This is a genomic window from Micromonospora sp. KC207 (assembly GCF_004348615.1).
Classification (GTDB): domain Bacteria; phylum Actinomycetota; class Actinomycetes; order Mycobacteriales; family Micromonosporaceae; genus Micromonospora.
In genome coordinates, this window is the sequence record NZ_SMKJ01000002.1 from 34,720 (window position 1) to 59,986 (window position 25,267).

At 71.8% G+C, this 25,267-nt stretch carries 24 protein-coding genes and 1 pseudogene; 24 read left to right on the plus strand and 1 reads right to left on the minus strand.

Annotated features, from left to right (window positions below; translation table 11 throughout):
- Positions 1-137: 137 nt before the first annotated feature.
- The 6 genes and pseudogenes from E1258_RS35625 to prfA all read left to right on the plus strand — a co-directional run.
- Positions 138-218 (plus strand): annotated as a pseudogene (locus tag E1258_RS35625) (hypothetical protein); the annotation flags it as partial.
- A 178-nt stretch (positions 219-396) separates the two neighbouring features.
- Positions 397-1,638, plus strand: coding sequence for an MFS transporter (locus tag E1258_RS00530; RefSeq protein WP_132395749.1), 1,242 nt, complete (start codon positions 397-399; stop codon positions 1,636-1,638).
- Between the two features lie 102 nt (positions 1,639-1,740).
- Entirely contained in the window at positions 1,741-2,694 is a 954-nt protein-coding gene (thrB, locus tag E1258_RS00535; RefSeq protein WP_371688545.1) for a homoserine kinase, read from the plus strand.
- Between the two features lie 295 nt (positions 2,695-2,989).
- Complete coding sequence (gene rho, locus E1258_RS00540) at positions 2,990-5,044, plus strand: transcription termination factor Rho (RefSeq protein ID WP_132395753.1); 2,055 nt, start codon at positions 2,990-2,992, stop codon at positions 5,042-5,044.
- Positions 5,045-5,399: 355 nt separating this feature from the next.
- The gene (gene rpmE, locus E1258_RS00545; protein ID WP_007072707.1) at positions 5,400-5,624 is read left to right on the plus strand and encodes a 50S ribosomal protein L31; all 225 of its coding nucleotides are present in this window, start codon (positions 5,400-5,402) and stop codon (positions 5,622-5,624) included.
- Between the two features lie 114 nt (positions 5,625-5,738).
- Entirely contained in the window at positions 5,739-6,827 is a 1,089-nt protein-coding gene (gene prfA / locus E1258_RS00550) for a peptide chain release factor 1 (protein ID WP_007072706.1), read from the plus strand.
- Positions 6,828-6,914: 87 nt separating this feature from the next.
- On the opposite strand, the gene E1258_RS00555 is transcribed toward prfA, so the two are convergent.
- Positions 6,915-8,465 (minus strand): diguanylate cyclase, encoded by a 1,551-nt coding sequence (locus E1258_RS00555; RefSeq protein ID WP_132395755.1) that lies wholly within the window; start codon positions 8,463-8,465, stop codon positions 6,915-6,917.
- Between the two features lie 40 nt (positions 8,466-8,505).
- Here E1258_RS00555 and prmC point away from each other — a divergent pair, with 40 nt between their 5' ends.
- The 18 genes from prmC to E1258_RS00645 all read left to right on the plus strand — a co-directional run bounded on the left by prmC (position 8,506) and on the right by E1258_RS00645 (position 25,190).
- A complete protein-coding gene (gene prmC / locus E1258_RS00560; protein ID WP_371688546.1) occupies positions 8,506-9,582 on the plus strand; it encodes a peptide chain release factor N(5)-glutamine methyltransferase in 1,077 nt (358 codons plus the stop codon).
- A complete protein-coding gene (locus E1258_RS00565; RefSeq protein WP_132395812.1) occupies positions 9,582-10,226 on the plus strand; it encodes an L-threonylcarbamoyladenylate synthase in 645 nt (214 codons plus the stop codon). Before prmC ends, E1258_RS00565 begins: the two co-directional genes overlap by 1 nt.
- Positions 10,227-10,838, plus strand: a complete 612-nt coding sequence (locus E1258_RS00570; protein ID WP_132395757.1) for a phosphotyrosine protein phosphatase — start codon at positions 10,227-10,229, stop codon at positions 10,836-10,838.
- A 221-nt stretch (positions 10,839-11,059) separates the two neighbouring features.
- On the plus strand, positions 11,060-13,180 hold the full coding sequence (locus E1258_RS00575) for a transglycosylase domain-containing protein (RefSeq protein WP_132395759.1): 2,121 nt from the start codon (positions 11,060-11,062) through the stop codon (positions 13,178-13,180).
- 190 nt (positions 13,181-13,370) lie between these two features.
- Entirely contained in the window at positions 13,371-14,660 is a 1,290-nt protein-coding gene (gene glyA, locus E1258_RS00580; RefSeq protein ID WP_207919345.1) for a serine hydroxymethyltransferase, read from the plus strand.
- Complete coding sequence (locus E1258_RS00585) at positions 14,653-15,084, plus strand: hypothetical protein (protein ID WP_132395763.1); 432 nt, start codon at positions 14,653-14,655, stop codon at positions 15,082-15,084. Before glyA ends, E1258_RS00585 begins: the two co-directional genes overlap by 8 nt.
- 182 nt (positions 15,085-15,266) lie before the next feature.
- Positions 15,267-15,503, plus strand: coding sequence for an AtpZ/AtpI family protein (locus tag E1258_RS00590; protein WP_132395765.1), 237 nt, complete (start codon positions 15,267-15,269; stop codon positions 15,501-15,503).
- An 11-nt stretch (positions 15,504-15,514) separates the two neighbouring features.
- Positions 15,515-16,312 (plus strand): F0F1 ATP synthase subunit A, encoded by a 798-nt coding sequence (gene atpB / locus E1258_RS00595; RefSeq protein WP_007072697.1) that lies wholly within the window; start codon positions 15,515-15,517, stop codon positions 16,310-16,312.
- A 67-nt stretch (positions 16,313-16,379) separates the two neighbouring features.
- Positions 16,380-16,613 (plus strand): ATP synthase F0 subunit C, encoded by a 234-nt coding sequence (locus E1258_RS00600; protein WP_007072696.1) that lies wholly within the window; start codon positions 16,380-16,382, stop codon positions 16,611-16,613.
- Positions 16,614-16,641: 28 nt separating this feature from the next.
- Positions 16,642-17,181: a F0F1 ATP synthase subunit B gene (locus tag E1258_RS00605; RefSeq protein WP_132395767.1), complete on the plus strand. Its 540-nt coding sequence runs from the start codon at positions 16,642-16,644 to the stop codon at positions 17,179-17,181.
- Positions 17,181-18,002 carry a F0F1 ATP synthase subunit delta gene (locus E1258_RS00610; protein ID WP_132395769.1) on the plus strand — a complete coding sequence of 274 codons (822 nt, stop codon included), beginning with the start codon at positions 17,181-17,183 and terminating at the stop codon, positions 18,000-18,002. Before E1258_RS00605 ends, E1258_RS00610 begins: the two co-directional genes overlap by 1 nt.
- A 102-nt stretch (positions 18,003-18,104) precedes the next feature.
- Positions 18,105-19,745: a F0F1 ATP synthase subunit alpha gene (gene atpA / locus E1258_RS00615; protein ID WP_007072693.1), complete on the plus strand. Its 1,641-nt coding sequence runs from the start codon at positions 18,105-18,107 to the stop codon at positions 19,743-19,745.
- A 9-nt stretch (positions 19,746-19,754) separates the two neighbouring features.
- Complete coding sequence (locus E1258_RS00620) at positions 19,755-20,684, plus strand: F0F1 ATP synthase subunit gamma (RefSeq protein ID WP_132395771.1); 930 nt, start codon at positions 19,755-19,757, stop codon at positions 20,682-20,684.
- Positions 20,684-22,138, plus strand: coding sequence for a F0F1 ATP synthase subunit beta (gene atpD / locus E1258_RS00625; protein WP_132395773.1), 1,455 nt, complete (start codon positions 20,684-20,686; stop codon positions 22,136-22,138). The genes E1258_RS00620 and atpD overlap by 1 nt, the downstream gene beginning before the upstream one ends.
- 213 nt (positions 22,139-22,351) lie before the next feature.
- A complete protein-coding gene (locus E1258_RS00630; RefSeq protein ID WP_132395775.1) occupies positions 22,352-23,497 on the plus strand; it encodes an LCP family protein in 1,146 nt (381 codons plus the stop codon).
- A 102-nt stretch (positions 23,498-23,599) separates the two neighbouring features.
- Positions 23,600-23,884: a F0F1 ATP synthase subunit epsilon gene (locus tag E1258_RS00635; protein ID WP_132395777.1), complete on the plus strand. Its 285-nt coding sequence runs from the start codon at positions 23,600-23,602 to the stop codon at positions 23,882-23,884.
- Positions 23,885-23,896: 12 nt separating this feature from the next.
- Positions 23,897-24,352 carry a DUF2550 domain-containing protein gene (locus tag E1258_RS00640; RefSeq protein WP_007072688.1) on the plus strand — a complete coding sequence of 152 codons (456 nt, stop codon included), beginning with the start codon at positions 23,897-23,899 and terminating at the stop codon, positions 24,350-24,352.
- 199 nt (positions 24,353-24,551) lie between these two features.
- A complete protein-coding gene (locus tag E1258_RS00645) occupies positions 24,552-25,190 on the plus strand; it encodes a flavin reductase family protein (RefSeq protein WP_132395779.1) in 639 nt (212 codons plus the stop codon).
- The last annotated feature ends 77 nt before the right edge of the window (positions 25,191-25,267 follow it).

Genomic DNA, 25,267 nt, shown 5'->3' on the forward strand with positions numbered 1-25,267 from the left:
TGTCGGGTCACCGGGGGTGACCCGCTGTTCGGCGGGGAGCGGGCCGTGGCGGACGGCGCTGGCCGGTGGGGGCGGCGGACCGCACAGCGGCTGGTGGCGCTCACTTTCGACGACGGCCCGCGCCCACAGTGAACCCGATGGTGCTCGACACCCTGGACCGGTACACCGTGCCGGCAACGTTCTTCCTGGCCGGGCAGCGAGCGCGGCAGCACGCGGGCCTGCTGCGCGGCCGGCTCGGCCGGCACGAGGTGGGCAACCACAGCTGGGCGCACCGACCTGGTCCGGCACGACGCCACCGAGGTCCACGACGACCTGAGCCGGGCGCACGACGCGATCGCCGAGCGAGCTGCTGCGGCAGGCAGGCGCACCGCAGCCCGGAGGGTAGGGTTCCCGGACGTGTCGCCCACCCTCTCGGTCCTGGTCCGCAACCGCAGCTTCCGCAACCTTTTCCTGGCCGAGCTGGTGGTCTTCGGCGCGGACTGGTTCGTCATGGTGCCGCTGCTCGTCCTGCTGCCGAAGCTGACCGGCAGCGGGGTCTGGGGTGCCCTCGTGCTCGCCCTGGACACCGGCGTGGTGGCGCTGCTGCTGCCGTACACGGGGACGGTCGCGGACCGGTTCGACCGTAAGAAGGTCATGATGGCGGCCAACGCCGCCGCGCTGCTCGGGGCCCTGCTGCTGCTCGGCGTCCGCGGCCCGGGGACGGCGTGGCTGGCGATGGTGGCGATCGCCGTGATCGCGGTGGCGAAGGCGTTCTACTCGCCGGCCGCCCAGGCGGCCCTGCCCAACGTCCTCGATCCGCAGGAGCTGGCCGCCGGCAACGCGGTCGCCGGCTCGGCCTGGGGCACCATGACCGTGGTCGGCGCGTCGCTGGGCGGCGTGCTCAGCGCCGCCGCCGGCCCGTACGCCTGCTTCTGGGTGGCCGCAGGCGGCCTGACGCTGGCGGCGGGGCTGGCCGCGCTGATCCGCCGCCCGTTGCAGGCCCCCCGCGCAGCCGACGCGCCGGCGCAGCGCACCTGGGCGGCGATCCGGGAGGCGCTCGGCTACATCGGGCACCGCCCCCGGGTGCTCGGCCTGGTCACGGTGAAGTCGGCGGTCGGCCTGGGCAACGGCGTGCTGACCGTCTTCCCGCTGCTCGCCGGCGTGTACGGGGTGGGCGCGATCGGCGTGGGCCTGCTCTTCGCGGTACGCGGCGCGGGCGCCCTGGTCGGCCCGATCCTGATGCGGCGGGTGCTGACCAACCGGGCCTGGCTGCTGCCCGGCCTGGCGCTGTCGATGTCCCTGTACGGCCTGGCCTACCTGGGCACCTCGGTGGTGGACTGGTTCCCGCTGGTGCTGGCGCTGGTGTTCGTGGCGCACTTCGCCGGCGGGAGCAACTGGGTGATGTCGAACTTCGCCCTCCAGGGCGAGGTGCCGGACCGGCTGCGCGGCCGGGTCTTCGCCACCGACATGATGCTGGCCACGCTCGCCATCTCGGTGAGCCAGCTCGTGGTGGCCGGGGTGGTGGACCTGGTTGACGAGCGGGTGGTGCTGGCCGGCTGCGGCCTGGTGACGCTGGTCTACGCGCTCGGCTGGCGGATCGCCACCCGGCGGCTGTCGCTGTCCGACCCGGTTGCCGAATCCACCCCGACGGGGGCGTGAGGGGTGCCCCCCCTCGTTCGGACCCGTCGGGCGTCAGCTAGCGAAGGCGGTCACGTCCCACGGGCCGGGCGGGCCGGCGCGGTGGTGGCCCGGCGGCCTAGCATGAGCGGCGTGCCGACGACATTCGTGTCCGGGCCGGTGAAGGTCCGGGTTCCCGCCACCAGCGCCAACCTCGGGCCGGGGTTCGACGCGCTGGGTTTGGCACTCGGCCTGCACGACGACGTGGCCGCCGAGGTGGTGCCCGACGGCGTCCGGGTGACGGTGACCGGGCAGGGCGCGGGTGAGCTGCCCGACGACGAGACGCACCTGGTCGTCCGGGCCATGCGGGCCGCCTTCGACGCGCTGGGTGGTCAGCCGTCGGGCCTCGCGGTGGAGTGCGTCAACCGGATCCCCCAGGCCCGGGGGCTGGGCTCCTCGTCGGCGGCCATCGTGGCCGGCGTGCTGCTGGCCCGGGCCCTGGTCGTCGACGGCGTGGCCCGGCTGGACGACGCGGGCGCGCTGCGGCTGGCGGCCCAGATCGAGGGGCATCCCGACAACGTCGCGCCCTGCCTGCTCGGCGGCTTCACGATCGCCTGGACGGAGCCGGCCGACGCCCGGGCGGTGTCGCTGGCCGTGGCCGACGGGGTGCGCCCGATCGTCTTCGTGCCCGCCGAGCGCGGGCTGACCGCCGAGGCCCGGGCCGCGTTGCCGGCGGCCGTCCCGCACGGCGACGCCGCGTTCAACGCCGGCCGGGCGGCGCTGCTGGTGCACGCCCTGACCGCCGAGCCGGCGCTGCTGCTGCCCGCCACGGTCGACCGGCTGCACCAGGACTACCGCGCCGCCGGGATGCCGGACTCGTCCGCCCTGGTCGGCGTGCTCCGTGCGGCCGGTGTGGCGGCGGTGGTCAGTGGGGCCGGTCCGACCGTGCTGGCGCTGACCGAGCCCCCGGAATATTTCGCGCCGGGGGCAGGTTGGCAGGTCTGGCCGTTGGGTATAGACAGGCGCGGAGCGCGGGTCGCACGGGGTAGACTTGAACACGCCGAGCGGGACCCTGTTGCCGCAGGTCGGAAGAGTTGATTACGCTCTAGACTTAGCACAGCCGCGAAGCATGCGATCCTCCTGCGGGTCGGCGCACCCCCGAAGCTCTCGGCGGTCAGCCCGTCACCCCTGCCTAAGGCCCACGCCGCACCGCAGTTTCCGCAGGTCGCCGCAGACGACGAGACCTGCTCACCGAGGTTGGTGAGTCGGGAAACCGGCCGGCTGCTGTGTCACAGTCTCCCGCGACGCGTCATGCGAGGCGGGTGCACCGAGGCCGCCCGGCCATCTGCTTGTCGACTCCGGGCAGTCCCGGCCTATCGAGGGAAGGAATCCATTGAGCGACACCACCGACGTGACGTCGGATGTTTCCAACGTCGCTGGCGATGCCACCGCCGCTGCCCCCACCCGTCGTCGGCGTAGCGGCACCGGCCTGTCGGCGATGCTGCTGCCGGAGCTCCAGAGCCTGGCCGCGTCGCTCGGCATCTCCGGTACGGCTCGCATGCGCAAGGGCGAGCTGATCAGCGCGATTTCCGAGCGGCAGGGCGGCGCCGCCGCCGGGACCCCTCGACCGCGGGCCGAGGTCGCGGCGGCCGCCGCCGCTCCCGCCCGCGAGGAGGTGCGCGCCGAGGTCTCCCAGGCCCCGTCGGGCACCGATCAGAACCGGACGCCGGCCGAGCCGGCTGCCGCCCCGGCCGAGGGCCGGACCCGGGCCCGGCGTAGCCGGACCGCTGCTGTGGCCGAGTCCCGGCCCGCCGAGGCGGAGTCCCGGCCGGCCGAGACCCGGGCCGAGGAGTCCCCGAGCGTGACCGCCCCGGAGCCCGCCGAGCGGGTTGACGGGCGCCGGGAACGCGGCGAGGGCCGGGGCGGCCGGGACCAGGCCGAGCGCACGGAGCGCGGCGAGCGGGCCGACCGCGGTGACCGGGCCGAGCGCGGTGACCGCAACGAGCGCGGTGACCGCACCGACCGGGCCGAGCGCACCGACCGGGCCGAGCGCAACGACCGGACCGAGCGCACCGACCGTGGTGACCGGGCCGAGCGCGTTGACCGCAACGAGCGGGTCGACCGCGGCGACCGCAACGACCGTAACGACCGGGGTCAGCGCGCCGAGCGGGACAACGGCGGTGACGACGACGACGAGAACGGCGGCCGGCGGGGCCGGCGCAGCCGCTTCCGGGACCGCCGTCGGGGCCGGGGCGAGCGTGGCGAAGGCGACGGCGCGGCCGCTGGCGGCGGTCGCGAGCCGCAGGTGAGCGAGGACGACGTCCTCGTCCCGGTCGCCGGCATCATCGACGTGCTCGACAACTACGCCTTCGTCCGGACCACCGGCTACCTGGCCGGCCCGAACGACGTCTACGTCTCGATGTCCCAGATCAAGAGGTACGGCCTGCGCCGCGGTGACGCGATCACCGGTGCGGTGCGGACGACCCGGGACGGCGAGCAGCGGCGGGACAAGTACAACCCGCTGGTGCGGCTCGACACGATCAACGGGATGGAGCCGGACGAGGCGCGGCGGCGGCCGGAGTTCTACAAGCTGACCCCGCTGTACCCGCAGGAGCGGCTGCGGCTGGAGACCGAGCCGCACATCCTGACGACGCGGGTCATCGACCTGGTCATGCCGATCGGCAAGGGCCAGCGGGCGCTGATCGTCTCGCCGCCGAAGGCAGGCAAGACGATGGTGCTCCAGGCGATCGCGAACGCCATCACGCACAACAACCCGGAGTGCCACCTGATGGTGGTGCTGGTGGACGAGCGGCCCGAAGAGGTCACCGACATGCAGCGGTCGGTGAAGGGCGAGGTCATCGCGGCCACGTTCGACCGTCCGCCGCAGGACCACACGACGGTGGCGGAGTTGGCGATCGAGCGGGCGAAGCGGCTGGTCGAGCTGGGGCACGACGTGGTCGTGCTGCTCGACTCGGTGACCCGGCTCGGTCGGTCGTACAACCTGGCGGCGCCGGCCTCCGGCCGGATCATGTCGGGTGGTATCGACTCCACCGCGCTCTACCCGCCGAAGCGCTTCCTGGGTGCGGCCCGCAACATCGAGAACGGCGGCTCGCTGACCATCCTCGCCACCGCGCTGGTGGAGACCGGTTCCATGGCGGACACGGTCATCTTCGAGGAGTTCAAGGGCACCGGCAACGCGGAGCTGAAGCTGGACCGGAAGATCGCCGACAAGCGCACCTTCCCGGCCATCGACATCCACCCGTCCGGCACGCGTAAGGAGGAGATCCTGCTCGCGCCGGAGGAACTGGCCATCATCCACAAGCTCCGTAAGGTCCTGCACTCGCTGGACTCGCAGGCGGCGCTGGACCTGCTGCTGGACCGGCTCAAGCAGTCCCGTACCAACATCGAGTTCCTGATGCAGATCGCCAAGTCCACACCGGGGGAGTGACCCGGTAGCACGCGCCGAAGGGCACGGTCGCCGGCGACCGTGCCCTTCCGCACGGTACGCGCCCTGTGCCCAACGAGCTGCTCGCGACCGCCCGGCGCTCGGGGGACGTGAGAAGGGGATCCTGCTCTACCGGAGGCGTTAAAAGGTGCCCTTCCTTGCGTCGTGGGAATGCGGGAGGGGACAGGCACGTTGACGAAGCCGGACCTGCTGTGCGGCCCGCCTGGATGGTCGGCTCATGCCCATGGCACACTGGTCAATCGGCCACCGGTTCCGGTTCACGCCCGAGCCCGACGCGCGCCACGCGTCGGGGCCGCACGGCGACCCGGCGACCACCAAGTGAGAGGACCGAGGCGACATGAAGCCCAACATCCACCCGGAGTACACGACCACCGCGGTCAGCTGCTCCTGCGGCAGCACCTTCACGACCCGCAGCACCGCCAAGGGCGGTTCCATCCACGTCGAGACCTGCAGCGCCTGCCACCCGTTCTACACCGGTAAGCAGCGCGTTCTCGACACGGCCGGCCGGGTCGCCAAGTTCCAGCAGAAGTACGCCAAGGTTCAGGCCAAGAAGGCCAAGTAGCTCCACGTTCGGCGCCCGCGTCCGGCTTCCTGCCGGGCGCGGGCGCTGTCCGTATTGCCCCGCACATCCGGTTGTCGCCGGTCGGGCCCTCGTCGTCGAAGGAGCACCCCGAGCATGAGCAGTGAGCGGTTGGCGGCCCTCCTCGACGAGTACGCCGAGCTGGAGAAGCGCCTCGCGGACCCGGCGATCCACGCGGACCAGAACGCCGCCCGTCGGGTCGGCCGCCGCTACGCGGAGCTGTCGCCGCTGCACAAGGCGGCTGCCGAGCTGGAGCAGGCCCGCGCCGACCTGGCTGCGGCGCGGGAACTGGCCGCCGAGGACCCGTCCTTCGCCGCCGAGACGGAGTCGATCGCCGCCGGGCTGCCCGCGCTGGAGGAACGCCTCGCCGAGCTGCTGATCCCGCGCGACCCGCACGACGCCAAGGACGTGATCGTCGAGATCAAGGCCGGCGAGGGCGGCGAGGAGTCCGCCCTGTTCGCCGGAGACCTGCTGCGGATGTACACCCGGTACGCCGAGCGTCGCGGCTGGCTCACTGAGGTCATCGACGCGCAGGACTCCGACCTGGGCGGGGTCAAGGACGTCTCGCTGGCGATCAAGACCAAGGGCGTCCCGGAGGGCGGCAACGGCGTGTGGTCGCGACTCAAGTGGGAGGGCGGGGTGCACCGGGTGCAGCGTGTCCCGGTCACCGAGTCGCAGGGACGCATCCACACCAGCGCCGCCGGCGTGCTGGTGCTGCCCGAGGCCGAGGACGTCGACGTGAGCGTCGACCCGAACGACCTGCGGATCGACGTGTTCCGCTCGTCCGGGCCGGGCGGGCAGTCCGTGAACACCACCGACTCGGCGGTACGGATCACCCACGTGCCGACCGGGATCGTGGTCTCCTGCCAGAACGAGAAGTCCCAGCTACAGAACCGCGAGCAGGCGATGCGCATCCTGCGGGCCCGGCTGCTGGCCGCCGCCCAGGAGCAGGCCGACGCCGCCGCCTCGGACGCCCGCAAGGCGCAGGTGCGTACCGTGGACCGCTCGGAGCGCATCCGCACGTACAACTTCCCGCAGAACCGGATCACCGACCACCGAATCGGCTACACGGCGTACAACCTCGACCTGGCCCTCGCCGGCGAGCTGGACGGTGTGCTGGACGCCCTGGCCGACGCCGATCGCGCCGCCCGACTGGCCGGCGACACGGAGCTGACCCGCCGCTGAGGCGGGGCCGGGCCGATCTGCGGCTACCGCACCTGAGGTGGGCAGGGGCCGACCGGCCGTCACCGCACCGGAGGCGGCCCCCTGGCCTCAGGAGGCGCGGGAGCGGTTCTTGGCGGCCAGCATCTCCCGGTCGGCGGTCTCGAACGCCGCGCCGAGCGCGTCGCGCAGGCCCGGGCCGCTGGCCCTGACCTCGGCGAACCCTATGGTCACCCCGACCGGGGTGCCGGGCACCAGGGCCTCCCAGTCCTCGGTGCGCACCGCCGCCTCGATGCGGCGGGCCACCTCGGCCGCCTCGGTCATTCCCGCCCCGGAGAGCACCACCACGAACTCGTCGCCGCCGTAGCGGGCCACGAAGTCGCCCCGGCGCATGACCCGGTTGATCACCCCGGCGATGCGCTGGAGAACCAGGTCGCCGGAGTGGTGGCCGTGGCGGGTGTTGACCGCCTTGAAGCCGTCCAGGTCGCAGACCCCGATCACCACCCGCTCGCCCCCGGCCACCACGGCCGCGATGTAGCGCTCCAGCCGGCGACGGTTGGGCAGGCCGGTCAGCGGGTCGGTGAGCGCCTCGCCCTCGAACCGGGCCGCCTCCCGCCGCATCTCCTCGTGGTCGATCCGGGCGGCTATGCCGTCGATGTAGACGTCCCGCAGCCGGTCGTTGCGCTGCGCGGCGAGCCGGAACGCGTGCCGGTCGGCCCGGTGGGCCGCCGCGTGGTCGCCGGCCCGGCCGTACGCGATGCTGCGCAGCCGGGCCCGCTCCGCCGCGCCGAGCGTCTCGTTGGAGACCCGGGCGGTGTCGAGCCGGGTGATCGCCTCGATCGGGTTGCCGGCCGCGATGGCCAGGCACACCTGGCCGAGCTGGCGCATGTCCCGGGCCCGGGCGCTGTCCGCGCCGTGGCCGAGCAGCCGGTTCGGGTCGGCGTCGGTGGCGGTCTCCACCCGGTCGCCGAGGGCGGCCCGGCGGGCGGCAGCGTAGCCGTACGCGGCCAGGCTGCTCGGGCGCAGCTCGTCGGCCCGCCCGCCGCGCAGGAACCGGCCCAGGTCGGCGGCGACGTCCCGGAGCACCCGCAGGCAGCCGTCGCTGTCGCCGTTGTGGTCGAGGGCGACCGCGTTGCGCAGCCGGATGCCGGGCGCGGCGAAGGTCTCCTCGGGGATGCCGGCGGCCAGCCCGAGCTGGCGGGCGCGCTCGATGGCGCCGAGCGCGTACCCGTGGAAGCTCAGGTAGGAGTAGGCCATCGCGAGGTCGTGCCAGCCCCAGGCGGTGTCCCGGTCCGGGTCCTCGACCGCCCCCAGCGCCCGGGCCGCCTTCACCAGGTGGGTGACGCACCGGTCGAGCGCCCCCTGATGGTGAGCGGCGAGCGCGGCCAGCGCGTTGAGGTGCCCGTGCAGGTACGGCTCGGCGAGGTCCCGCACGGCGGCGGACGCCTCCTCGATGGCCCGGGTGTACTCGGCGGTGCGCCCGAGATTGATCAACGCGGACAGGCGCTGCACGAGCGCGTCGGCCCGGGCGTACGGGTCGCTGGTGCTGCGGATCACCCCGTCGAGCAGGAGGCACGACTCAGCGGAGCGACTCACCTCCTGAAGCGCGCGAGCCCGTGTCAGGACGTCAACCTGGTCGTTGACCCGGTTGAGCCACCCCACGCGCGACCTCCTGTCGGTGTGCGGAGGGACGCACCAACTCATGGCGCGGCCCGCGACGCTTCATGATTATGTCGTGACCTCCCGCCCGCAACACCCGTCCGAAGGGTCAGAACGCCGTCGGCCCACGGTGGCGGTGGCCCGCGCCGCCCGCCTTCTCGCCACGGCGGGGATCGAGTCGCCTCGCGTCGAGGCCGAGCTGCTCGCCGCCCACGTGCTGGGCGTGCCCCGGGGGCGGCTGGCGCTGGCCGACGGCCTCAGCCCCGACCAGCTCGAGCGGTACGACGCCCTGGTCGCCCGCCGGGTGGCCCGGGAGCCGCTGCAACACCTCACCGGCGGAGCCGCCTTCCGGCACCTGGAGCTGGCGGTCGGTCCGGGCGTCTTCGTGCCCCGGCCGGAGACCGAGCTGCTCGCCGGCTGGGGCGTGGACCAGGCCCGGCTGCGGGCCTGCGACCCCACGGCTGAGGGCGACCAGGGGGCGGCCGGTGGGCCGCTGGTCGTCGACCTGTGCAGCGGGTCGGGAGCGATCGCCCTCGCGGTGGCCCAGGAGGCACCCGCCGCCCGGGTGGTGGCCGTGGAGCGGTCCCCGGCGGCGCTGGCGTGGCTGCGCCGCAACGCGGCCGACCGGGCCGCCGCAGGGGACCGGCCGGTCGAGGTGGTGGCCGCCGACGTCACCGATCCGGGCCTGCTCGGCGAGCTGGTCGGGCGGGTGGACGTGTTGCTGTGCAACCCGCCGTACGTGCCGAGGGCCGTCCAGGTGCCCCCGGAGGTGGCGGCGCACGACCCGGACGAGGCGGTCTTCGGCGGTGCGGACGGGCTGGACGTGATCCGGCCGGTGCTGGCCCGCGCCGCACAGCTACTCCGCCCCGGCGGGGTGCTCGGTGTCGAGCACGACGACACGCACGGCGCGGCGGTGCCCGCGCTACTGGCCGCCGACGGCCGGTACGAGGAGATCGTGGAGCACCGGGACCTGACCGGACGGCCCCGGTTCGCGACCGCCCGCCGCCGATTCCCGGCATCCTGCCGCACACCGGGGACGGCGGGCGGACCCGGACCTGTGGGACCCGTTCACGCCGAGGACACCGACCGGGCCGGGGCGTGGCAGACTGGCTCCTCGTGATGCTCTACGACTGTCGGTCGCTCGCCGACCGGGACCGCGGCATCGCCGCTGCCATCGAGGCGGTCAAGAACGGCGAGCTGGTCGTCCTGCCGACGGACACGGTCTACGGGATCGGCGCGGACGCCTTCACCCCGTACGCGGTGAGGGCGCTCTCGGACGCCAAGGGCGGCACCCGGCAGGCGCCCCCGGTGCTGATCGGGTCCCGCCACACCCTCGACGGCCTGGTCTTCACGCTGCCCCGGTCGGCCCGCGACCTGGTCGAGGCGTTCTGGCCGGGCGCGCTCACGATCGTGGTGGAGCACTCGCCGAGCCTGTCGTGGGACCTCGGCGACGACAGCGGCACCGTCGCGGTCCGGATGCCGCTGCACCCGGTGGCCCTGGAGGTGCTGCGCGAGACCGGCCCGATGGCGGTGGCGTCGGCCAACAAGGTCGGCCAGCCGGCGGCGGTGACCGCCGAGGCGGCCCGGGAGCAGCTCGGGTACACCGTCCGGGCGTACCTGGAGGCCGGGCCGTGTCCCGATCCGGTGCCGAGCACCATCGTCGACCTCACCGGCGAGGTGCCGAGGCTGCTGCGCGCCGGGGCGATCCCGGTCGAGAAGCTGCGGGACGTCGTGCCGGACATCGTCGAGAGCCAGGTGGGCTGAGTGCCTCCGTTCACCGTCCTGCACGTCTGCATGGGAAACATCTGCCGCTCACCGATGGCGGAGCGGCTGCTGGCGCTGGCCGTCCGCGAGCGGCTGGCGCGGCGCGGCATCGACCCGATCGGCGCGGACGGGCTGCTGCACAGCCACAGCGCAGGCACCGGCGGCTGGCACGCGGGCGAGGAGATGAACCCGCCGGCGGCCCGTCAGGTGGTCTCCCGGGGCGGCGACGTGGACGGCTTCGCCGCCCGCAAGCTGCGCTCCGACCTCATCGACGCGGCGGACCTGGTGCTCACCGCCACCGCCGACCAGCAGGAGTACGTGGTGGCGCTGCGCCCCGACGCCGCGCCCCGCACGTTCGTGCTCGGTGAGTTCGGCCGGCTGCTGGCGGCGGTCGACGCCGCCGGGCTGCCCCCGGCCGACGCCACGGGGGACGCCGTGTACGCCCGGGGCGTGGCCCTGGTGGCCGCCGCGCACGCCGCCCGGCAGGGCGCGGCCCCGCTGCACACCGACGACCTCGACGACCCGTGGGGGCGCGGCGACCAGTGCTTCAGCCGGGTCGCAGACGAGATCGAGGAGACCGTCCACCCCCTGGCCGCCGCCCTGCTGCCCTGACGGCGCCGCTGTCCTGCCCCTGACAGCACGCCGCTGTCCTGCCCTGACGGCGCTGCGGCTTCGGCGAGGGCGCGGCGCGGTGGCTTCGGCACGGCGGCTCCGGCACGTCGCGTGTCTTTTTCGCGAAATTCGTCCCCCTTTGGGGAAAACCGGCCGGGTGCGCTGCCGCCCGGGTCATTCTGAACGGGTTCGCACCTGACCGGCTCCTGCGGGGAGAGCTGATGATCCGGGCCTGTCGTCTCAACAAGCTGATGACCATCGTGATCGCCGGCGTGCTCGCCGGGCTGGCGCTCGCGGTGGCCGCACTGCCGGCCGCCCTGGTCTTCGGATTCGGCATCCGGGGGATCACCGAGCCGTGGTCGGACCTGCCGGCGTCGCTGCTCACGCCGCCGACGGCGCAACGGTCCACCCTCTACGCCAACGACGGCCGCACTCTGATCACGTCCTTCTACACGGAGGACCGGGTCGACGTGCCGCTGGCCCAGGTGGCGCCGGCGATGCGTCAGGCCGTGGTCGCCGCCGAGGACGTCCGCTTCTACGAGCACCCGGGCGTGGACGTGCGGGGCGTGGTCCGGGCGTTCACCGCCAACCGGCGCGACGGCGCGCCCCGGCAGGGCGCGTCGACCCTGACCATGCAGTACGTGCGCAACGTGCTCGCCAGCGACCCTGGGCTGACCGAGGAGGAGCGGGCCAAGGCCACCGAGGTCACCCTCAGCCGCAAGATCAAGGAGATGCGGTACGCCCTGGCGCTGGAGCACGAGATGAGCAAGGACCAGATCCTCGCCGGCTACCTCAACATCGCCTACTTCGGCGCGGGCGCGTACGGGGTGGGTGCGGCCAGCAAGCGGTACTTCTCCAAGCTGCCGGCGCAGCTCACCCTGGCCGAGTCGGCCCTGCTGGCCGGGCTGGTGCGCTCGCCGCACACCGACGACCCGATCAACGGCGACGCCGACGCGGCGCTGGCCCGCCGGACGTACGTGCTGGACCGGCTGGTCGAAACCGGCCAGGTCGCGCCCGACGTGGCCGCGGCGGCGAAGGCCGAGCCGCTCGCCCTGAAGCCCAGCGCGACGCCGAACGACTGCACGGCGGTCCCGCAGGAGCACAACGACTGGGGCTTCTTCTGCGACTGGTTCACCCGGTGGTGGAGCGAGCAGCAGGCGTTCGGCGCCACCGCCGACGAGCGGCAGCGCACCCTGCGCCGGGGCGGCTTCCGGATCGTCACGTCGCTCGACCCGGCGGTGCAGCGGACCGCGGCCGAGCAGGTGTTGCGGATCTACGACGTTGACGACCCGCGTACCGCGCCGACGGCCGTGGTGCAACCGGGCACGGGGCGGGTGCTCGCCCTCGCGGTGAACCGGAACTACAGCGTCGAGGAGAACCCGCCGGGCTGGCGCAACCGCCCGAACACCGTCAACCAGCTCGTCGCTGGGGGCGGAACCATCCACGGGTACCAGGCCGGGTCGACGTTCAAGATTTTCGCGGTGCTCGCCGCGCTGGAGGCGGGACTGCCGCTGGACACCCTCTTCGACGCCCCGTCCCGCATCGTCACCCGCTTTCCGGTGACCGGCGGCTCCGCCGAATGCCGTGGCCGCTGGTGCCCGGTCAACTCCGACCCGATCGCGATGGACGGTTACCGGACCATGTGGGACGCGTTCGGCCGCTCGGTCAACACGTACTTCGCGTGGCTGACCGAGCGGGTCGGCGCGGACCGGGTGGTGGAGATGGCCGAGCGGCTCGGCATCCGGCTGCGCGCCGAGTCCGACGCCCGGATGGCCAGGTACGGCGCGCGGGAGTGGGGCCCGTTCACGCTGGGCGTCGCCGCCACCACCCCGCTCGACCTCGCCGGGGCGTACGCGGCGGTGGCGGCGGAGGGGCTGTGGTGCGCGCCCACGCCGGTGGTCCGGATCCTCGACGCCGCCGGGCGGGAGGTCACCGCCGGGCGCCCGGACTGCCGACAGGTGCTCGACACGGACGTGGCCCGGGGCGCGGCCGACGCGGCCCGGTGCCCGGTCGGCGACCAGTCGATGTACGGCGGCTGCTCCGACGGCACCGCCCGGGACCTGCGCGGCCGGCTGGGCCGGCCGGTGGCCGGCAAGACCGGCAGCTCGGAGGGGAACGGCACGGAAACCGTGGTCGCCTTCACTCCGCAGCTTGCCGTCGCCTCGATCGCGGCGAACCCGGACGATCCCCGGGACGCGGTCGGCCTGGCGGTCCAGGCCGAGCTGGTCGACCTGGTCGGCCGCACCCTCCACGACGGCCTCCGGGACCAGCCGGTACGCGACTTCGTCCCGCCCAGCGAGTCGGTGGCCCTGCGCGCCACGGCCCCCCGCTCCGGCAACTGAACCGCCTGCCCGCCGAAGGCGATCGCGTGCAACGGGAACACCACCCCCGGTAGGCGTGGCCAACCAGGCAACGCACCTGGCGCCCCTCGGCCAGCAGCAGGGGCGCGAGTCGCCCGCCGGTGTGCCCCGGTCGCGCCGGTGACGAGGCATCTCACGGCCCCCGGTGTGCGGCTCCGTAGACTCCTTCGCTGTGGAGAACGCGAGGAGCACCTTCTGGGGGCCGGACTTCGAGCAGCTCAGCACCATCGATCCGGAGATCGCCGGGGTGGTGCTCGGCGAGCTGGACCGGCTGCGCGGCGGCCTGCAACTGATCGCCAGCGAAAACCTGACCTCCCCGGCGGTGCTGGCCGCGCTCGGCTCGACGCTGACCAACAAGTACGCCGAGGGGTACCCGGGCCGGCGCTACTACGGCGGCTGCGCCGAGGTGGACCGGGCGGAGGAGATCGGCATCGCCCGGGCGAAGGCGCTGTTCGACGCCGAGCACGCCAACCTCCAGCCGCACTCCGGGGCGAACGCCAACCTCGCCGCGTACGCCGCGCTGGTGCAGCCGGGGGACACGGTGCTGGCGATGGACCTGCCGCACGGCGGGCACCTGACCCACGGCAGCCGGGTGAACTTCTCCGGCAAGTGGTACGGCACGGTCGGCTACCGGGTCCGCAAGGACACCGAGCTGATCGACTACGACGAGGTGCGCGATCTCGCCCGGGCCCACCGTCCCAAGATGATCATCTGTGGGGCGACGGCGTATCCCCGGTTGATCGACTTCGCCCGGTTCCGGGAGATCGCCGACGAGGTGGGCGCGTACCTGATGGTGGACGCCGCGCACTTCATCGGGCTGGTCGCCGGCCGGGCCGTACCGTCGCCGGTGCCGTACGCCGACGTCGTCTGCGCCACCACGCACAAGGTGCTGCGCGGCCCGCGCGGCGGCATGATCCTGTGCCGGGAGTCGCTGGCTCAGCGGATCGACAAGGCGGTCTTCCCGTTCACCCAGGGCGGGCCGCTGATGCACGCCGTCGCGGCCAAGGCGGTGGCCCTGCGCGAGGCCGCCCAGCCCGAGTTCCGGGCGTACGCCGCGCAGGTGGTGGCCAACGCCCGCGCGCTCGCCGCCGGGCTCGCCGCCGAGGGGATGCGGCCGGTCTCCGGCGGCACCGACACCCACCTCGCCCTGCTCGACCTGCGCGCGGCCGGGGTGACCGGGGCCGAGGCCGAGGCGCGCTGCGACGCCGCGGCCATCACCCTGAACAAGAACGCGATCCCGTACGACCCGCAGCCGCCCATGGTCGCCTCGGGCGTCCGGGTGGGCACGCCGAGCGTCACCACGCAGGGCATGGGCGAGGAGGAGATGCGCCTTGTCGCGGCCCTGATCGCCCGCGCGGTTCGCGCCGATCCCGCCGCTGCGGGCGGCGTCGACACCCTCACCCGGGTCGCCGCCGACGCGGCCGAGCTGGTCGCCGCCTTCCCGGCGTACCCCCGTGGCTGATCCCGTGGTGGACGCGGCGCGGGCAACCGACGACCGGGGCTGGCGGCTGCGCCACCTGCCGGTGCTGCTGGCCGCCTCCGCCGCGGTGGCGGCCCTGGGCGCGGTGGCGGGCGGCGTTCTCGGCGGGGCGGACGCGGCGCTGGGCGTGGCGGCCGGGGTGGCCGTGACCGTGGCCAGCTACGTCCTCACCACCGTGGTCCTGGCCTGGGCGGATGCGCGCAACCCGCAGCTCGTGCTCCCGTTCGGGGTCGGCCTGTACGTCGCGAAGTTCACCCTCCTGGGTGGGGTGATGGTGGCGGTCGCCTCGACGGGATGGGCGGCCATGGTCCCGCTCTGCATCGGCATCGCCGTCGGCGTGGTGGTCTGGACCGGCGCGCACATCTGGTGGCTCAGCACGGTGTACGCGCGCCGGACCAGGGGCTGAAGGCTCCTGCGTCCCACTTTTCGGTACGACGCGCGATTGTGTCCGACACCGGTCATTCATTCCGTGGTGGAAGGGGAGTAGCGTGCCCACAGACGACGCGCCCGCCAGAGGCCCACACAACGACGGTTGTGCGGGGGGTGAGGCACAGCCTCGTTTTCCCGACTGATATCGTTCGCCCCGTCATGGCTGGTGACCAAACCCCCCGACCCAGCGGCGGCCCGGACGACATTCCGACCGGTGCCGGCCAGGGTTGGACCGCGCTCTCGTACCTGATCGGGGGCATGCTCGTCTGGGGTTTCGTCGGCTGGCTGGTCGACCAGTGGCTCGACACCGGTGGCATCGCCACCGGGATCGGCGTCGTGCTCGGCATGGCCGGGGGGATCATCCTGGTCGTCCGCCGACTCGGCACGCCTACTTAGGAAGGGACGCGGTGTTCGGACAGGCGAACGTCCTGGCAGCGGGCCAGGCGGCATTCCCACCCAGCGTGGAGGACTTTTACCTGCCCAGCATCCTGCCCTGGGGTGCGCACGACTCCTACTGGTTCACCAAGATTACGGCCATGGTCTGGATCGCCGTCGGCGTCCTGATCATCTTCTTCCTGGCGACCTACCGGAAGCCGCAGCTGGTGCCGACGAAGAAGCAGTGGCTCGCCGAGTCCATCTACGGCTTCGTGCGCAACAACATCGCCGTCGAGATGATCGGGCACGCGGGGGTGCGGTTCGCGCCGTACTTCACGACGCTGTTCTGCTTCATCCTGCTGACGAACTTCTTCGCGATCGTTCCGCTGTTCCAGATCTCGCCGAACTCGCACATCGCCTTCCCGGCCTTCCTCGCCGTGATCAGCTACGTGATGTTCATCTGGGTGGGCATCCGGCACCACGGGTTCGGCAAGTTCGTCAAGAACTCCCTGATTCCGCCGGCGCCGTGGTACATCCTGCCGCTGCTGATCCCGATCGAGTTCTTCTCGACCTTCCTGGTCCGGCCGTTCTCGCTGGCCGTCCGTCTCTTCGCGAACATGTTCGCCGGCCACATGCTCCTGCTGGTCTTCACGCTCGGCGGGTTCGCGATGCTCAGCGCCAACGCCTGGCTGGCCCCGGTCTCGGTGCTGTCCTGGGTGATGACCATCGCCCTCACCTTCCTCGAGTTCCTGGTCATCTGCCTGCAGGCATACGTCTTCACGGTGCTCACCGCCAGCTACGTGCAGGGCGCGCTCGCCGACGAGCACTGATCCATCTCGCACCACCCGTTGTCGTCCCGCGTGAGAGTCACGCGTGATAACCAGGAGGAATCCACTAATGGACATCATCGCCGCGGTAGAGGGCAGCACCGCCGCCATCGGCTACGGTCTCGCGGCCATCGGCCCGGGCATCGGTGTCGGTTTGGTCTTCGCCGCCTACATCCAGTCGACCGCCCGCCAGCCGGAGTCGTCCCGGATGACCCTGCCGTACGTCTGGATCGGCTTCGCCGTCATCGAGGCGCTCGCGCTGCTCGGTATCGCCTTCGGCTTCATCTGGCAGGGCAACCTCTAAATCCCGCCCTTCGACCGGGAGGTTTCCCATGTACCTGCTCGCCGCAGAGGGTGGTGAGTCGACCCACAACCCGATCATCCCGATCTGGCAGGAGATCGTGGTCGGTGGCATCGCCTTCGTCCTGCTCTGCATCGTGCTGATGAAGTTCGTCTTTCCGCGCATGGAGCAGACGTTCCAGGCCCGGGTCGACGCGATCGAGGGTGGCATCAAGCGCGCCGAGGCCGCCCAGGCCGAGGCCAACCAGCTCCTTGAGCAGTACCGCGCGCAGCTCGCCGAGGCGCGCACCGACGCCGCGAAGATCCGGGACGACGCCCGGGCCGACGCGGAGGGCATCCGGCAGGACATCCTCGCCAAGGCGCGGGAGGAGTCCGACCGGATCATCGCGGCCGGCAAGGAGCAGCTCGCCGCCGAGCGGGCCACCATCGTGCGCGAGCTGCGCACGGAGGTCGGCGCGATCGCGGTCGACCTGGCCAGCAAGATCGTCGGCGAGTCGCTGGCGGACGAGGCCCGCCGCAAGGGCACCGTCGACCGCTTCCTCAGCGACCTCGAGAGCACGGGGGCCCGCTGATGCAGGCCGCCAGCCGGGAGTCGTACCGGGCCGCGACCGAGCGCCTGGCGGCGTACGCGCGGGGTGCGGAGCCGTCGGCGGTGGCCGCCAGCGCCGACGACCTGCTCGCCGTCGCCGGCCTGCTGCGGCGTGAGCCGCGGCTGCGTCGGGCGCTGTCCGACCCGGCCCGCTCGGGCGCGGACCGCGCCGGGCTGCTCGGGGACATGCTCCGGGGCAAGGTCGGCGCGGATGCGCTCGACCTGCTCACCGAGCTCGTCTCCGGCCGGTGGTCGGCACCGTCGGAGCTGCTCGACGGCGCCGAGCGCCTCGGCGTGGAGGCGCTGCTGGCCAGCGCCGAAGCCTCCGGCGACCTGGGCGAGGTCGAGGACGAGCTGTTCCGCTTCGGCCAGGTGGCCGCCGGTCAGCCCGCGCTGTCGGCGGCGCTGTCCGACCCGGTCGGCCCGGCCGAGCGGCGGGTCGAGCTGGCCCGCGAGCTGCTCGCCGGCAAGGCCCGCCCGGTCACCGTCCGCCTCGTCGAGGTGGCGTTGAACGGGTTCGGCGGGCGTTCCTTCACCGGCTCGCTCACCCGGCTGGTCGAGCTGACCGCCGACCGGCGGGACAGGAGGGTCGCGTACGTGACCGTGGCGGCCCCGTTGAGCGACGAGGACGAGCAGCGGCTCGGTGCCCGCCTGTCAGCGATGTACGGTCGGGAGGTCTCCGTCAAGCAGATGGTGGACCCCTCGGTCCTCGGCGGCGTCAGCGTCCGGGTCGGGTCCGACCTGTACGACGGCACCGTCCTGCGCCGCCTCAACGAGACCCGCAACGCGCTCGCGAAGCGCTGACCGGCATCCCGCTGGCACACGCGAAACGCCTGGATTGACAGACGCCATTCGGACCGGTCGGTACTAGGTATCCCGGGCCCCTGATACTTAAGGAAGCAGAGGATGGCCGAGCTGACCATCTCGACGGAGGAGATCCGCGGCGCCCTGGAGCGCTACGTCTCCTCCTACTCGCCCGACGTCTCCCGCGAGGAGGTCGGCACCGTCGCCGACACCGGCGACGGTATCGCCCACGTCGAGGGCCTGCCCTCGACCATGACCAACGAGCTCCTGGAGTTCGAGGACGGCACGCTCGGCGTGGCGCTGAACCTCGACGTCCGGGAGATCGGCGTCGTCGTTCTCGGTGACTCCGCCAAGCTCGAAGAGGGCCAGCGCGTCAAGCGCACCGGCCGGGTGCTCTCCGTGCCGGTCGGTGACGCTTTCCTCGGCCGCGTGGTCAACGCGCTCGGCCAGCCGATCGACGGCCTCGGTGACATCGCCAACGAGGGCTTCCGCGAGCTGGAGCTGCAGGCCCCGAACGTGATGGCCCGGCAGTCCGTCGACGAGCCGCTGCAGACCGGTATCAAGGCGGTCGACGCCATGACCCCGATCGGCCGGGGCCAGCGGCAGCTCATCATCGGCGACCGGAAGACCGGCAAGACCACGGTCGCCCTGGACACCATCCTCAACCAGCGGGACAACTGGCGCTCGGGCGACCCGAAGAAGCAGGTTCGCTGCATCTACGTCGCCATCGGCCAGAAGGCCTCCACGATCGCCTCGATCAAGGGCATCCTGGAGGACGCGGGAGCGATGGAGTACACCACCATCGTGGCCTCCCCGGCGTCCGACCCGGCCGGCTTCAAGTACCTGGCGCCCTACACCGGCTCGTCCATCGGCCAGCACTGGATGTACGGCGGCAAGCACGTCCTGATCGTCTTCGACGACCTGAGCAAGCAGGCGGAGGCGTACCGGGCCGTGTCGCTGCTGCTGCGCCGCCCGCCGGGCCGCGAGGCGTACCCGGGTGACGTCTTCTACCTGCACTCCCGTCTGCTGGAGCGCTGCGCGAAGCTCTCCGACGCGCTGGGCGGCGGCTCGATGACCGGCCTGCCGATCATCGAGACGAAGGCCAACGACATCTCGGCCTTCATCCCGACCAACGTCATCTCCATCACCGACGGCCAGATCTTCCTGGAGACGGACCTCTTCAACCAGGGCGTCCGGCCGGCCATCAACGTCGGCACCTCGGTTTCCCGGGTCGGCGGCGCCGCCCAGGTGAAGCCGATGAAGAAGGTCGCCGGCTCGCTGCGGCTCAACCTGGCCCAGTACCGCGAGCTGGAGGCGTTCGCCGCCTTCGCCTCCGACCTGGACAAGGCCTCCCGCGCCCAGTTGGAGCGCGGTTCCCGCCTGGTCGAGCTGCTCAAGCAGCCGAACTACTCGCCCTTCCCGGTGCAGGAGCAGGTCGTCTCCGTCTGGGCCGGAACCGAGGGCAAGCTCGACGACGTCCCCGTCGGCGAGGTGCGCCGGTTCGAGTCCGAGTTCCTCCAGTACCTGCGGCACAAGCACGAGGGCACCCTCGCGGCGATCGCCGACAACAAGTGGAACGACGACGTGATCTCCTCCCTCGACGAGGCCATCGCGAGCTTCAAGCAGATGTTCCTCGGCAAGGAGGACGAGCCCCGGATCAACGAGGCCCCGGCAGCCCCGCTGGAGGGCGAAGAGAGCCGCGAGACGGTGACCCGCTACCGCGACAACGCCGAGAAGCAGTAGGGCTGACTCATGGCGGCCCAGGTACGCGTTCTTCGTCAACGGATTCGCTCGGCGAAGGGGATGAAGAAGATCACCAAGGCGATGGAGCTCGTGGCGACGAGCCGGATCGCCAAGGCCCAGGCCCGGGTGCAGGCGTCCCTGCCGTACGCCCAGGCCATCACCGGCGTGCTCACCGCGCTGGCGTCCAACGCCCGGATCGACCACCCGCTGCTCACCCCGCGCGAGCGGGTGCGGCGGGCGGGCGTCCTGCTGGTAACCGCCGACCGGGGCCTGGCCGGCGGTTACAGCTCCAACGCGATCAAGACCGCGCAGTCGCTGATCGCCCGGTTGCGCGCCGAGGGCAAGGAGCCGGTGCTCTACGTCATCGGCCGCAAGGGCGTCGGGTTCTACCGGTTCCGGGACTGGCCGATCGAGGCGAACTGGACGGGCTTCTCGGAGCAACCGACGTTCGCCGACGCTCGCGAGGTGGGTGAGACGCTGATCAAGGCGTTCACCGCCGGCGCGGACGACGTGGACGGCTCCGCCGGGCCGGACGGGGTGCTCGGGATCGACGAGCTGCACATCGTCTACACCGAGTTCCACTCCCTGATGACCCAGACCCCGGTCGCGAAGGTCATCGGCCCGATGCAGGTCGAGGACCGGCCCAAGTCCGAGGGTCTGCTCCCGGCGTACGAGTTCGAGCCGGAGGCGGAGGCGCTGCTCGACGCGCTGCTGCCGAAGTACATCAACACGCGGATCTACGCGGCGTTGCTGGAGTCGGCGGCGAGCGAGTCGGCGTCCCGGCGGCGGGCGATGAAGAGCGCCACCGACAACGCCGAAGAGATGATCGAGAAGTACACGCGTGAGATGAACTCGGCCCGCCAGGCCGGGATCACCCAGGAGATCAGCGAGATCGTCGGCGGCGCGAACGCGCTCGCCGCGTCGGGAAGTGAAGTGTGATGACTGTATCCGCAGTTGCTGGTGGACCAGCAGAGACCAAGACGGCCACCGGTCGCGTGGTCCGGGTCATCGGCCCGGTCGTCGACGCCGAGTTCCCGCGCGACGCCATGCCGGCCCTGTTCAACGCCCTCAACGTCGACGTGAGCCTTTCCGGCGGCGAGAAGACGCTGACCCTGGAGGTCGCTCAGCACCTGGGCGACAACCTGATCCGCGCCATCTCGATGCAGCCGACCGACGGCCTGGTGCGCGGTGCCGAGGTGCGCGACACCGGTTCGCCGATCACCGTGCCGGTGGGCGACACGGTCAAGGGCCACGTCTTCAACGCCATCGGCGAGTGCCTCAATCTCACCGAGGGCGAGACGCTGAGCCCGGACGACTACTGGGGCATCCACCGCAAGGCCCCGGCCTTCGCGGACCTGGAGCCGAAGACCGAGATGCTGGAGACCGGCATCAAGGTCATCGACCTGCTCGCCCCGTACGTCAAGGGTGGCAAGATCGGTCTGTTCGGCGGCGCGGGCGTGGGCAAGACGGTGCTCATCCAGGAGATGATCACCCGGGTGGCCCGGAACTTCGGTGGTACGTCGGTCTTCGCCGGCGTGGGGGAGCGCACCCGCGAGGGCAACGACCTCATCGCCGAGATGACCGAGTCCGGCGTCATCGACAAGACCGCGCTGGTCTACGGCCAGATGGACGAGCCGCCGGGCACCCGGCTGCGGGTCGCCCTGTCCGCGCTGACCATGGCGGAGTACTTCCGCGACGTCAAGAAGCAGGAGGTGCTGCTCTTCATCGACAACATCTTCCGCTTCACCCAGGCCGGTTCCGAGGTGTCCACCCTGCTCGGCCGGATGCCGAGCGCCGTGGGTTACCAGCCGACCCTGGCCGACGAGATGGGCGAGCTCCAGGAGCGGATCACCTCCGTCCGGGGCCAGGCCATCACCTCGCTGCAGGCGATCTACGTGCCGGCGGACGACTACACCGACCCCGCCCCGGCCACCACGTTCGCCCACCTCGACGCGACCACCAACCTGGAGCGGTCGATCTCCGACAAGGGCATCTACCCGGCCGTGGACCCGCTGGCGTCCTCGTCCCGGATCCTCGCCCCGGAGTTCGTCGGCGCCGAGCACTTCGCGGTGGCCACCGAGGTCAAGCGGATCCTGCAGAAGTACAAGGACCTGCAGGACATCATCGCCATCCTCGGCATCGAGGAGCTCTCGGAGGAAGACAAGATCACCGTGCAGCGCGCGCGGCGGATCGAGCGCTTCCTGTCGCAGAACACCTACGCCGCCGAGCAGTTCACCGGCGTGCCGGGTTCGACGGTTCCGATCGCCGAGACCATCGAGGCGTTCAAGAAGATCAGCGAGGGGGAGTACGACCACTTCCCCGAGCAGGCCTTCTTCATGTGCGGTGGTCTGGAGGACCTGGAGCGCAAGGCCGCGGAGCTGATGAAGAGCTAGATTTGCGTCACACTGTCGAGGGCCGTCCCGGTAACAACCGGGGCGGTCCTCGTTCATCTACAGGCTCTATGATCTCCGCTGTCCGGTTGCTGATCGGCGGCTCCGTCGAACGCAAGGTACCGTCGATTCACGCCGTCCCCCGGACGAGTGAACATCATGGCAACTTTTCGGCTGCATACGCCCGTCTCCTAGTCGTGGGCGTGACGAACGGAGATGCTCGTGGGTAAGGCCGGCAAGGGCGGCAGGAAGAAACCGTCGGCGTGGTCGCGGGTGCCCCGCTGGTCGCGGGTGTGCACGGTCTTCGGGGCCGTGCTCATGCTGCTCAGCGGCGCGGTGCTGGTCGGCTACGAGGCACTGATGGCCCGGTACGAGGGCGCGGTGGGCAAGGGCGACCTGTTCGGCGACCAGGCCGCCGGCGCCCAGGAGCGCAAGAGTGACATCAAGGGGCCGCTCAACATCCTGCTGGTCGGCATCGATCCGCGTGACGCGAAGACCCCGCCGCTGGCCGACTCGGTCATGGTGCTGCACGTGCCGGCCGAGCTGGACCGGGCGTACCTCTTCTCGTTGCCCCGGGACCTGCGGGTCGAGATCCCGAGGTTCAGCAAGGCCGAGTTCGGCGGCGGCACCGACAAGCTCAACGCCGCCATGGCGTACGGCAGCCGGGTCCCCGGGCAGAACCCGGACGCCGCCCGGGGCTTCGAGCTGCTGGCCAAGACCGTGCAGCAGGTGACCGGGATCGACCGCTTCGACGGCGGCGCGATCATCAACTTCACCGGCTTCCAGAAGATCGTCGACGCGATGGGCGGCGTCGACATGTACATCGAGCGCGAGGTGCGCTCCGAGCACCGCGAGCCGAGCGGGGTGCACCGCAAGGGCAACCCGCACGGCGAGGGTTACATCGGCCCTCAGGCGGTCTACAAGAAGGGCAACCAGCACCTCAGCGGCTGGCAGGCGCTGGACTACGTCCGCCAGCGGTACCCGAAGAACGGCGTTCCGGACGCCGACTACGGCCGGCAGCGGCACCAGCAGCAGTTCATCAAGGCGATGGTCAACCAGGCGTTCAGCGCCGACGTGGTGACCAACCCGATCAAGCTGGACAGGGTGATCCGGGCCGCCGGGCAGTCGCTGATCTTCAACGGCCGGGGCAACAGCGTGGTCGACTTCGCGATCGCACTCAAGGGCATCCGCTCCGACAACGTCGAGCTGATCAAGCTGCCGGGGGAGAACATCGGCACCGGGTCGGCGTACCGGGGCGAGCGGTTGCGGCCCGAGGCCGAGGACTTCTTCACCGCCCTGGAGAAGGAGCAGCTCGACGCCTTCCTGCTGGAGCATCCGGACTTCCGGAACAAGACGAAGTAGGGCTCCCGGGCGCGGGTGGCGCAGCTTACGCCACCCGCGTTGGGAGCCCACGACGGGCGCGACTAGACTTGCGGCAATCCGCCGCCGCAGCAAGGAGACAGCGTGGCACAGCAGCTTCACGTCGAGCTCGTAGCCGTCGAGGAGAAGGTCTGGTCCGGCGAGGCCGAGATGGTCGTCGCCCGCACGACCGAGGGTGAGCTGGGTGTGCTGCCGGGGCACGCGCCCCTGCTGGGGCAGCTCGCCGAGCCCGGCCAGGTCCGGATCAAGCTGCCCGGTGGCGAGCAGATCTCGTACGAGGTGGCCGGCGGCTTCCTCTCGGTGAGCAGCGAGGGCGTCACCGTACTGGCCGAGAGCGCCACCCCGGCCACCGCAGCGCAGAGTCGCTGAGCCGATCCGCCGATGGAGATCGTGGAAGGGATCGGAATCGGCGTCGCCGCGGTGTTCGTGGCCCTGTTAATCCTCTTCCTCCGGCGGGCGCTGGTCACGCGCAGCGGCGGGATCATTCGGCTCAGCGTCCGGGTGACCACGATGCTCGACGGTCGAGGCTGGTCGCCCGGTTTCGGCCGGTTCGCCGGCGACGAACTCCGGTGGTACCGGATGTTCAGCTTCGCCCTGCGCCCCAAGCGGGTGCTCTCCCGTAAGACCCTGGTCGTGGAGCGGCGTCGGCTGCCCGAGGGGCAGGAGCGTCTCTCGATGCCCGCCGACTGGGTGATCCTGCGCTGTACCAGCCGGCACGCCCCGGTGGAGATCGCCATGGCCCGCTCCACCGTCACGGGCTTCCTGTCCTGGCTGGAGGCCGCCCCGCCCGGGGCGGCCTCGCCGCGTCTGGCCTCCCAGAACTGGCCCGCCGCCTGACCGCCCCGCCCCACCCACGGGAACGTGTCCCAGTAACCGGCAACGGGTTGGGTGTCTGCGGCCGGGTGATCGATTCGAGTTGGCGGAACGCAACGTCCGATTGTCGCCAGCAGCTCACGCCTCGTTCACGGACAGTTGGTGACGGCTCGTGCACCGCTTGGCGAGTCTCTTCAGCTCACATGATGCGAGAGGCGAACGAATGCACGTGGTCCCCGGACTCAAGGTGTTGTACTTCGGAACACCGGTGGTGCTGATCAGCTCACGCAACGAGGACGGCACCGCGAACCTCGCGCCGATGTCCTCTGTCTGGTGGCTGGGCCAGTCCTGCATGCTCGGTCTCGGCAACAGCGGTCAGACGACCGCCAACCTGCTGCGCGAACGCGAATGCGTGCTCAACCTGCCCTCGTCAGCGATGGTCGACGCCGTTGACCGGATCGCGCTCACCACCGGGACGCCGGTGGTACCGGACTACAGGGCGGCGCAGGGTTACCGATACGAGCCGGACAAGTTCTCGGCCGCGCGGCTGACCGAGCAGGCGTCGGAGCTGGTCGGGGTGCCCCGGGTCGCGGAATGCCCGGTCCAGCTGGAGTGCAGGGTCGTCTCGGCGCATCCCTTCGGCAGTCCCACCCCTCACGCCACTGCCTTCCAGGTCGAGGTTCTTCGCGCCCACGTCGAGGAGGATCTGATCATTCCCGGGACGCACTACGTGGACCCGCTCGGGTGGGACCCGCTCATCATGAAGTTCTGCGAGTTCTTCGGCGGCGGCCACAACGTCCATCCCTCGAGACTCGCCGAAGGCTGGAACATGCCGCATCAACTTCAGCGGACGGCCGTCTGAGCTGGTACGCCGTGTCGGTATCCCGGGTGTGTTTCGTGAGGTCGAGCCGGTCGTGGTTTCGTCCGGTCAGCGCCGGG

Bases quoted from the DNA above. Each gene is read 5' to 3' on its own strand.
- atpA (WP_007072693.1), top strand. From the start codon at position 18,105: ATGGCCGAGCTGACCATCTCGACGGAGGAGATCCGCGGCGCCCTGGAG.
- E1258_RS00620 (WP_132395771.1), top strand. From the start codon at position 19,755: ATGGCGGCCCAGGTACGCGTTCTTCGTCAACGGATTCGCTCGGCGAAG.
- E1258_RS00575 (WP_132395759.1), top strand. From the start codon at position 11,060: ATGATCCGGGCCTGTCGTCTCAACAAGCTGATGACCATCGTGATCGCC.
- E1258_RS00605 (WP_132395767.1), top strand. From the start codon at position 16,642: ATGTACCTGCTCGCCGCAGAGGGTGGTGAGTCGACCCACAACCCGATC.
- E1258_RS00590 (WP_132395765.1), top strand. From the start codon at position 15,267: ATGGCTGGTGACCAAACCCCCCGACCCAGCGGCGGCCCGGACGACATT.
- E1258_RS00565 (WP_132395812.1), top strand. From the start codon at position 9,582: ATGCTCTACGACTGTCGGTCGCTCGCCGACCGGGACCGCGGCATCGCC.
- rpmE (WP_007072707.1), top strand. From the start codon at position 5,400: ATGAAGCCCAACATCCACCCGGAGTACACGACCACCGCGGTCAGCTGC.
- E1258_RS00645 (WP_132395779.1), top strand. From the start codon at position 24,552: ATGCACGTGGTCCCCGGACTCAAGGTGTTGTACTTCGGAACACCGGTG.
- prfA (WP_007072706.1), top strand. From the start codon at position 5,739: ATGAGCAGTGAGCGGTTGGCGGCCCTCCTCGACGAGTACGCCGAGCTG.
- E1258_RS00640 (WP_007072688.1), top strand. From the start codon at position 23,897: ATGGAGATCGTGGAAGGGATCGGAATCGGCGTCGCCGCGGTGTTCGTG.
- prmC (WP_371688546.1), top strand. From the start codon at position 8,506: ATGGCGCGGCCCGCGACGCTTCATGATTATGTCGTGACCTCCCGCCCG.
- E1258_RS00630 (WP_132395775.1), top strand. From the start codon at position 22,352: ATGCTCGTGGGTAAGGCCGGCAAGGGCGGCAGGAAGAAACCGTCGGCG.
- E1258_RS00610 (WP_132395769.1), top strand. From the start codon at position 17,181: ATGCAGGCCGCCAGCCGGGAGTCGTACCGGGCCGCGACCGAGCGCCTG.
- E1258_RS00600 (WP_007072696.1), top strand. From the start codon at position 16,380: ATGGACATCATCGCCGCGGTAGAGGGCAGCACCGCCGCCATCGGCTAC.
- atpD (WP_132395773.1), top strand. From the start codon at position 20,684: ATGACTGTATCCGCAGTTGCTGGTGGACCAGCAGAGACCAAGACGGCC.
- thrB (WP_371688545.1), top strand. From the start codon at position 1,741: ATGAGCGGCGTGCCGACGACATTCGTGTCCGGGCCGGTGAAGGTCCGG.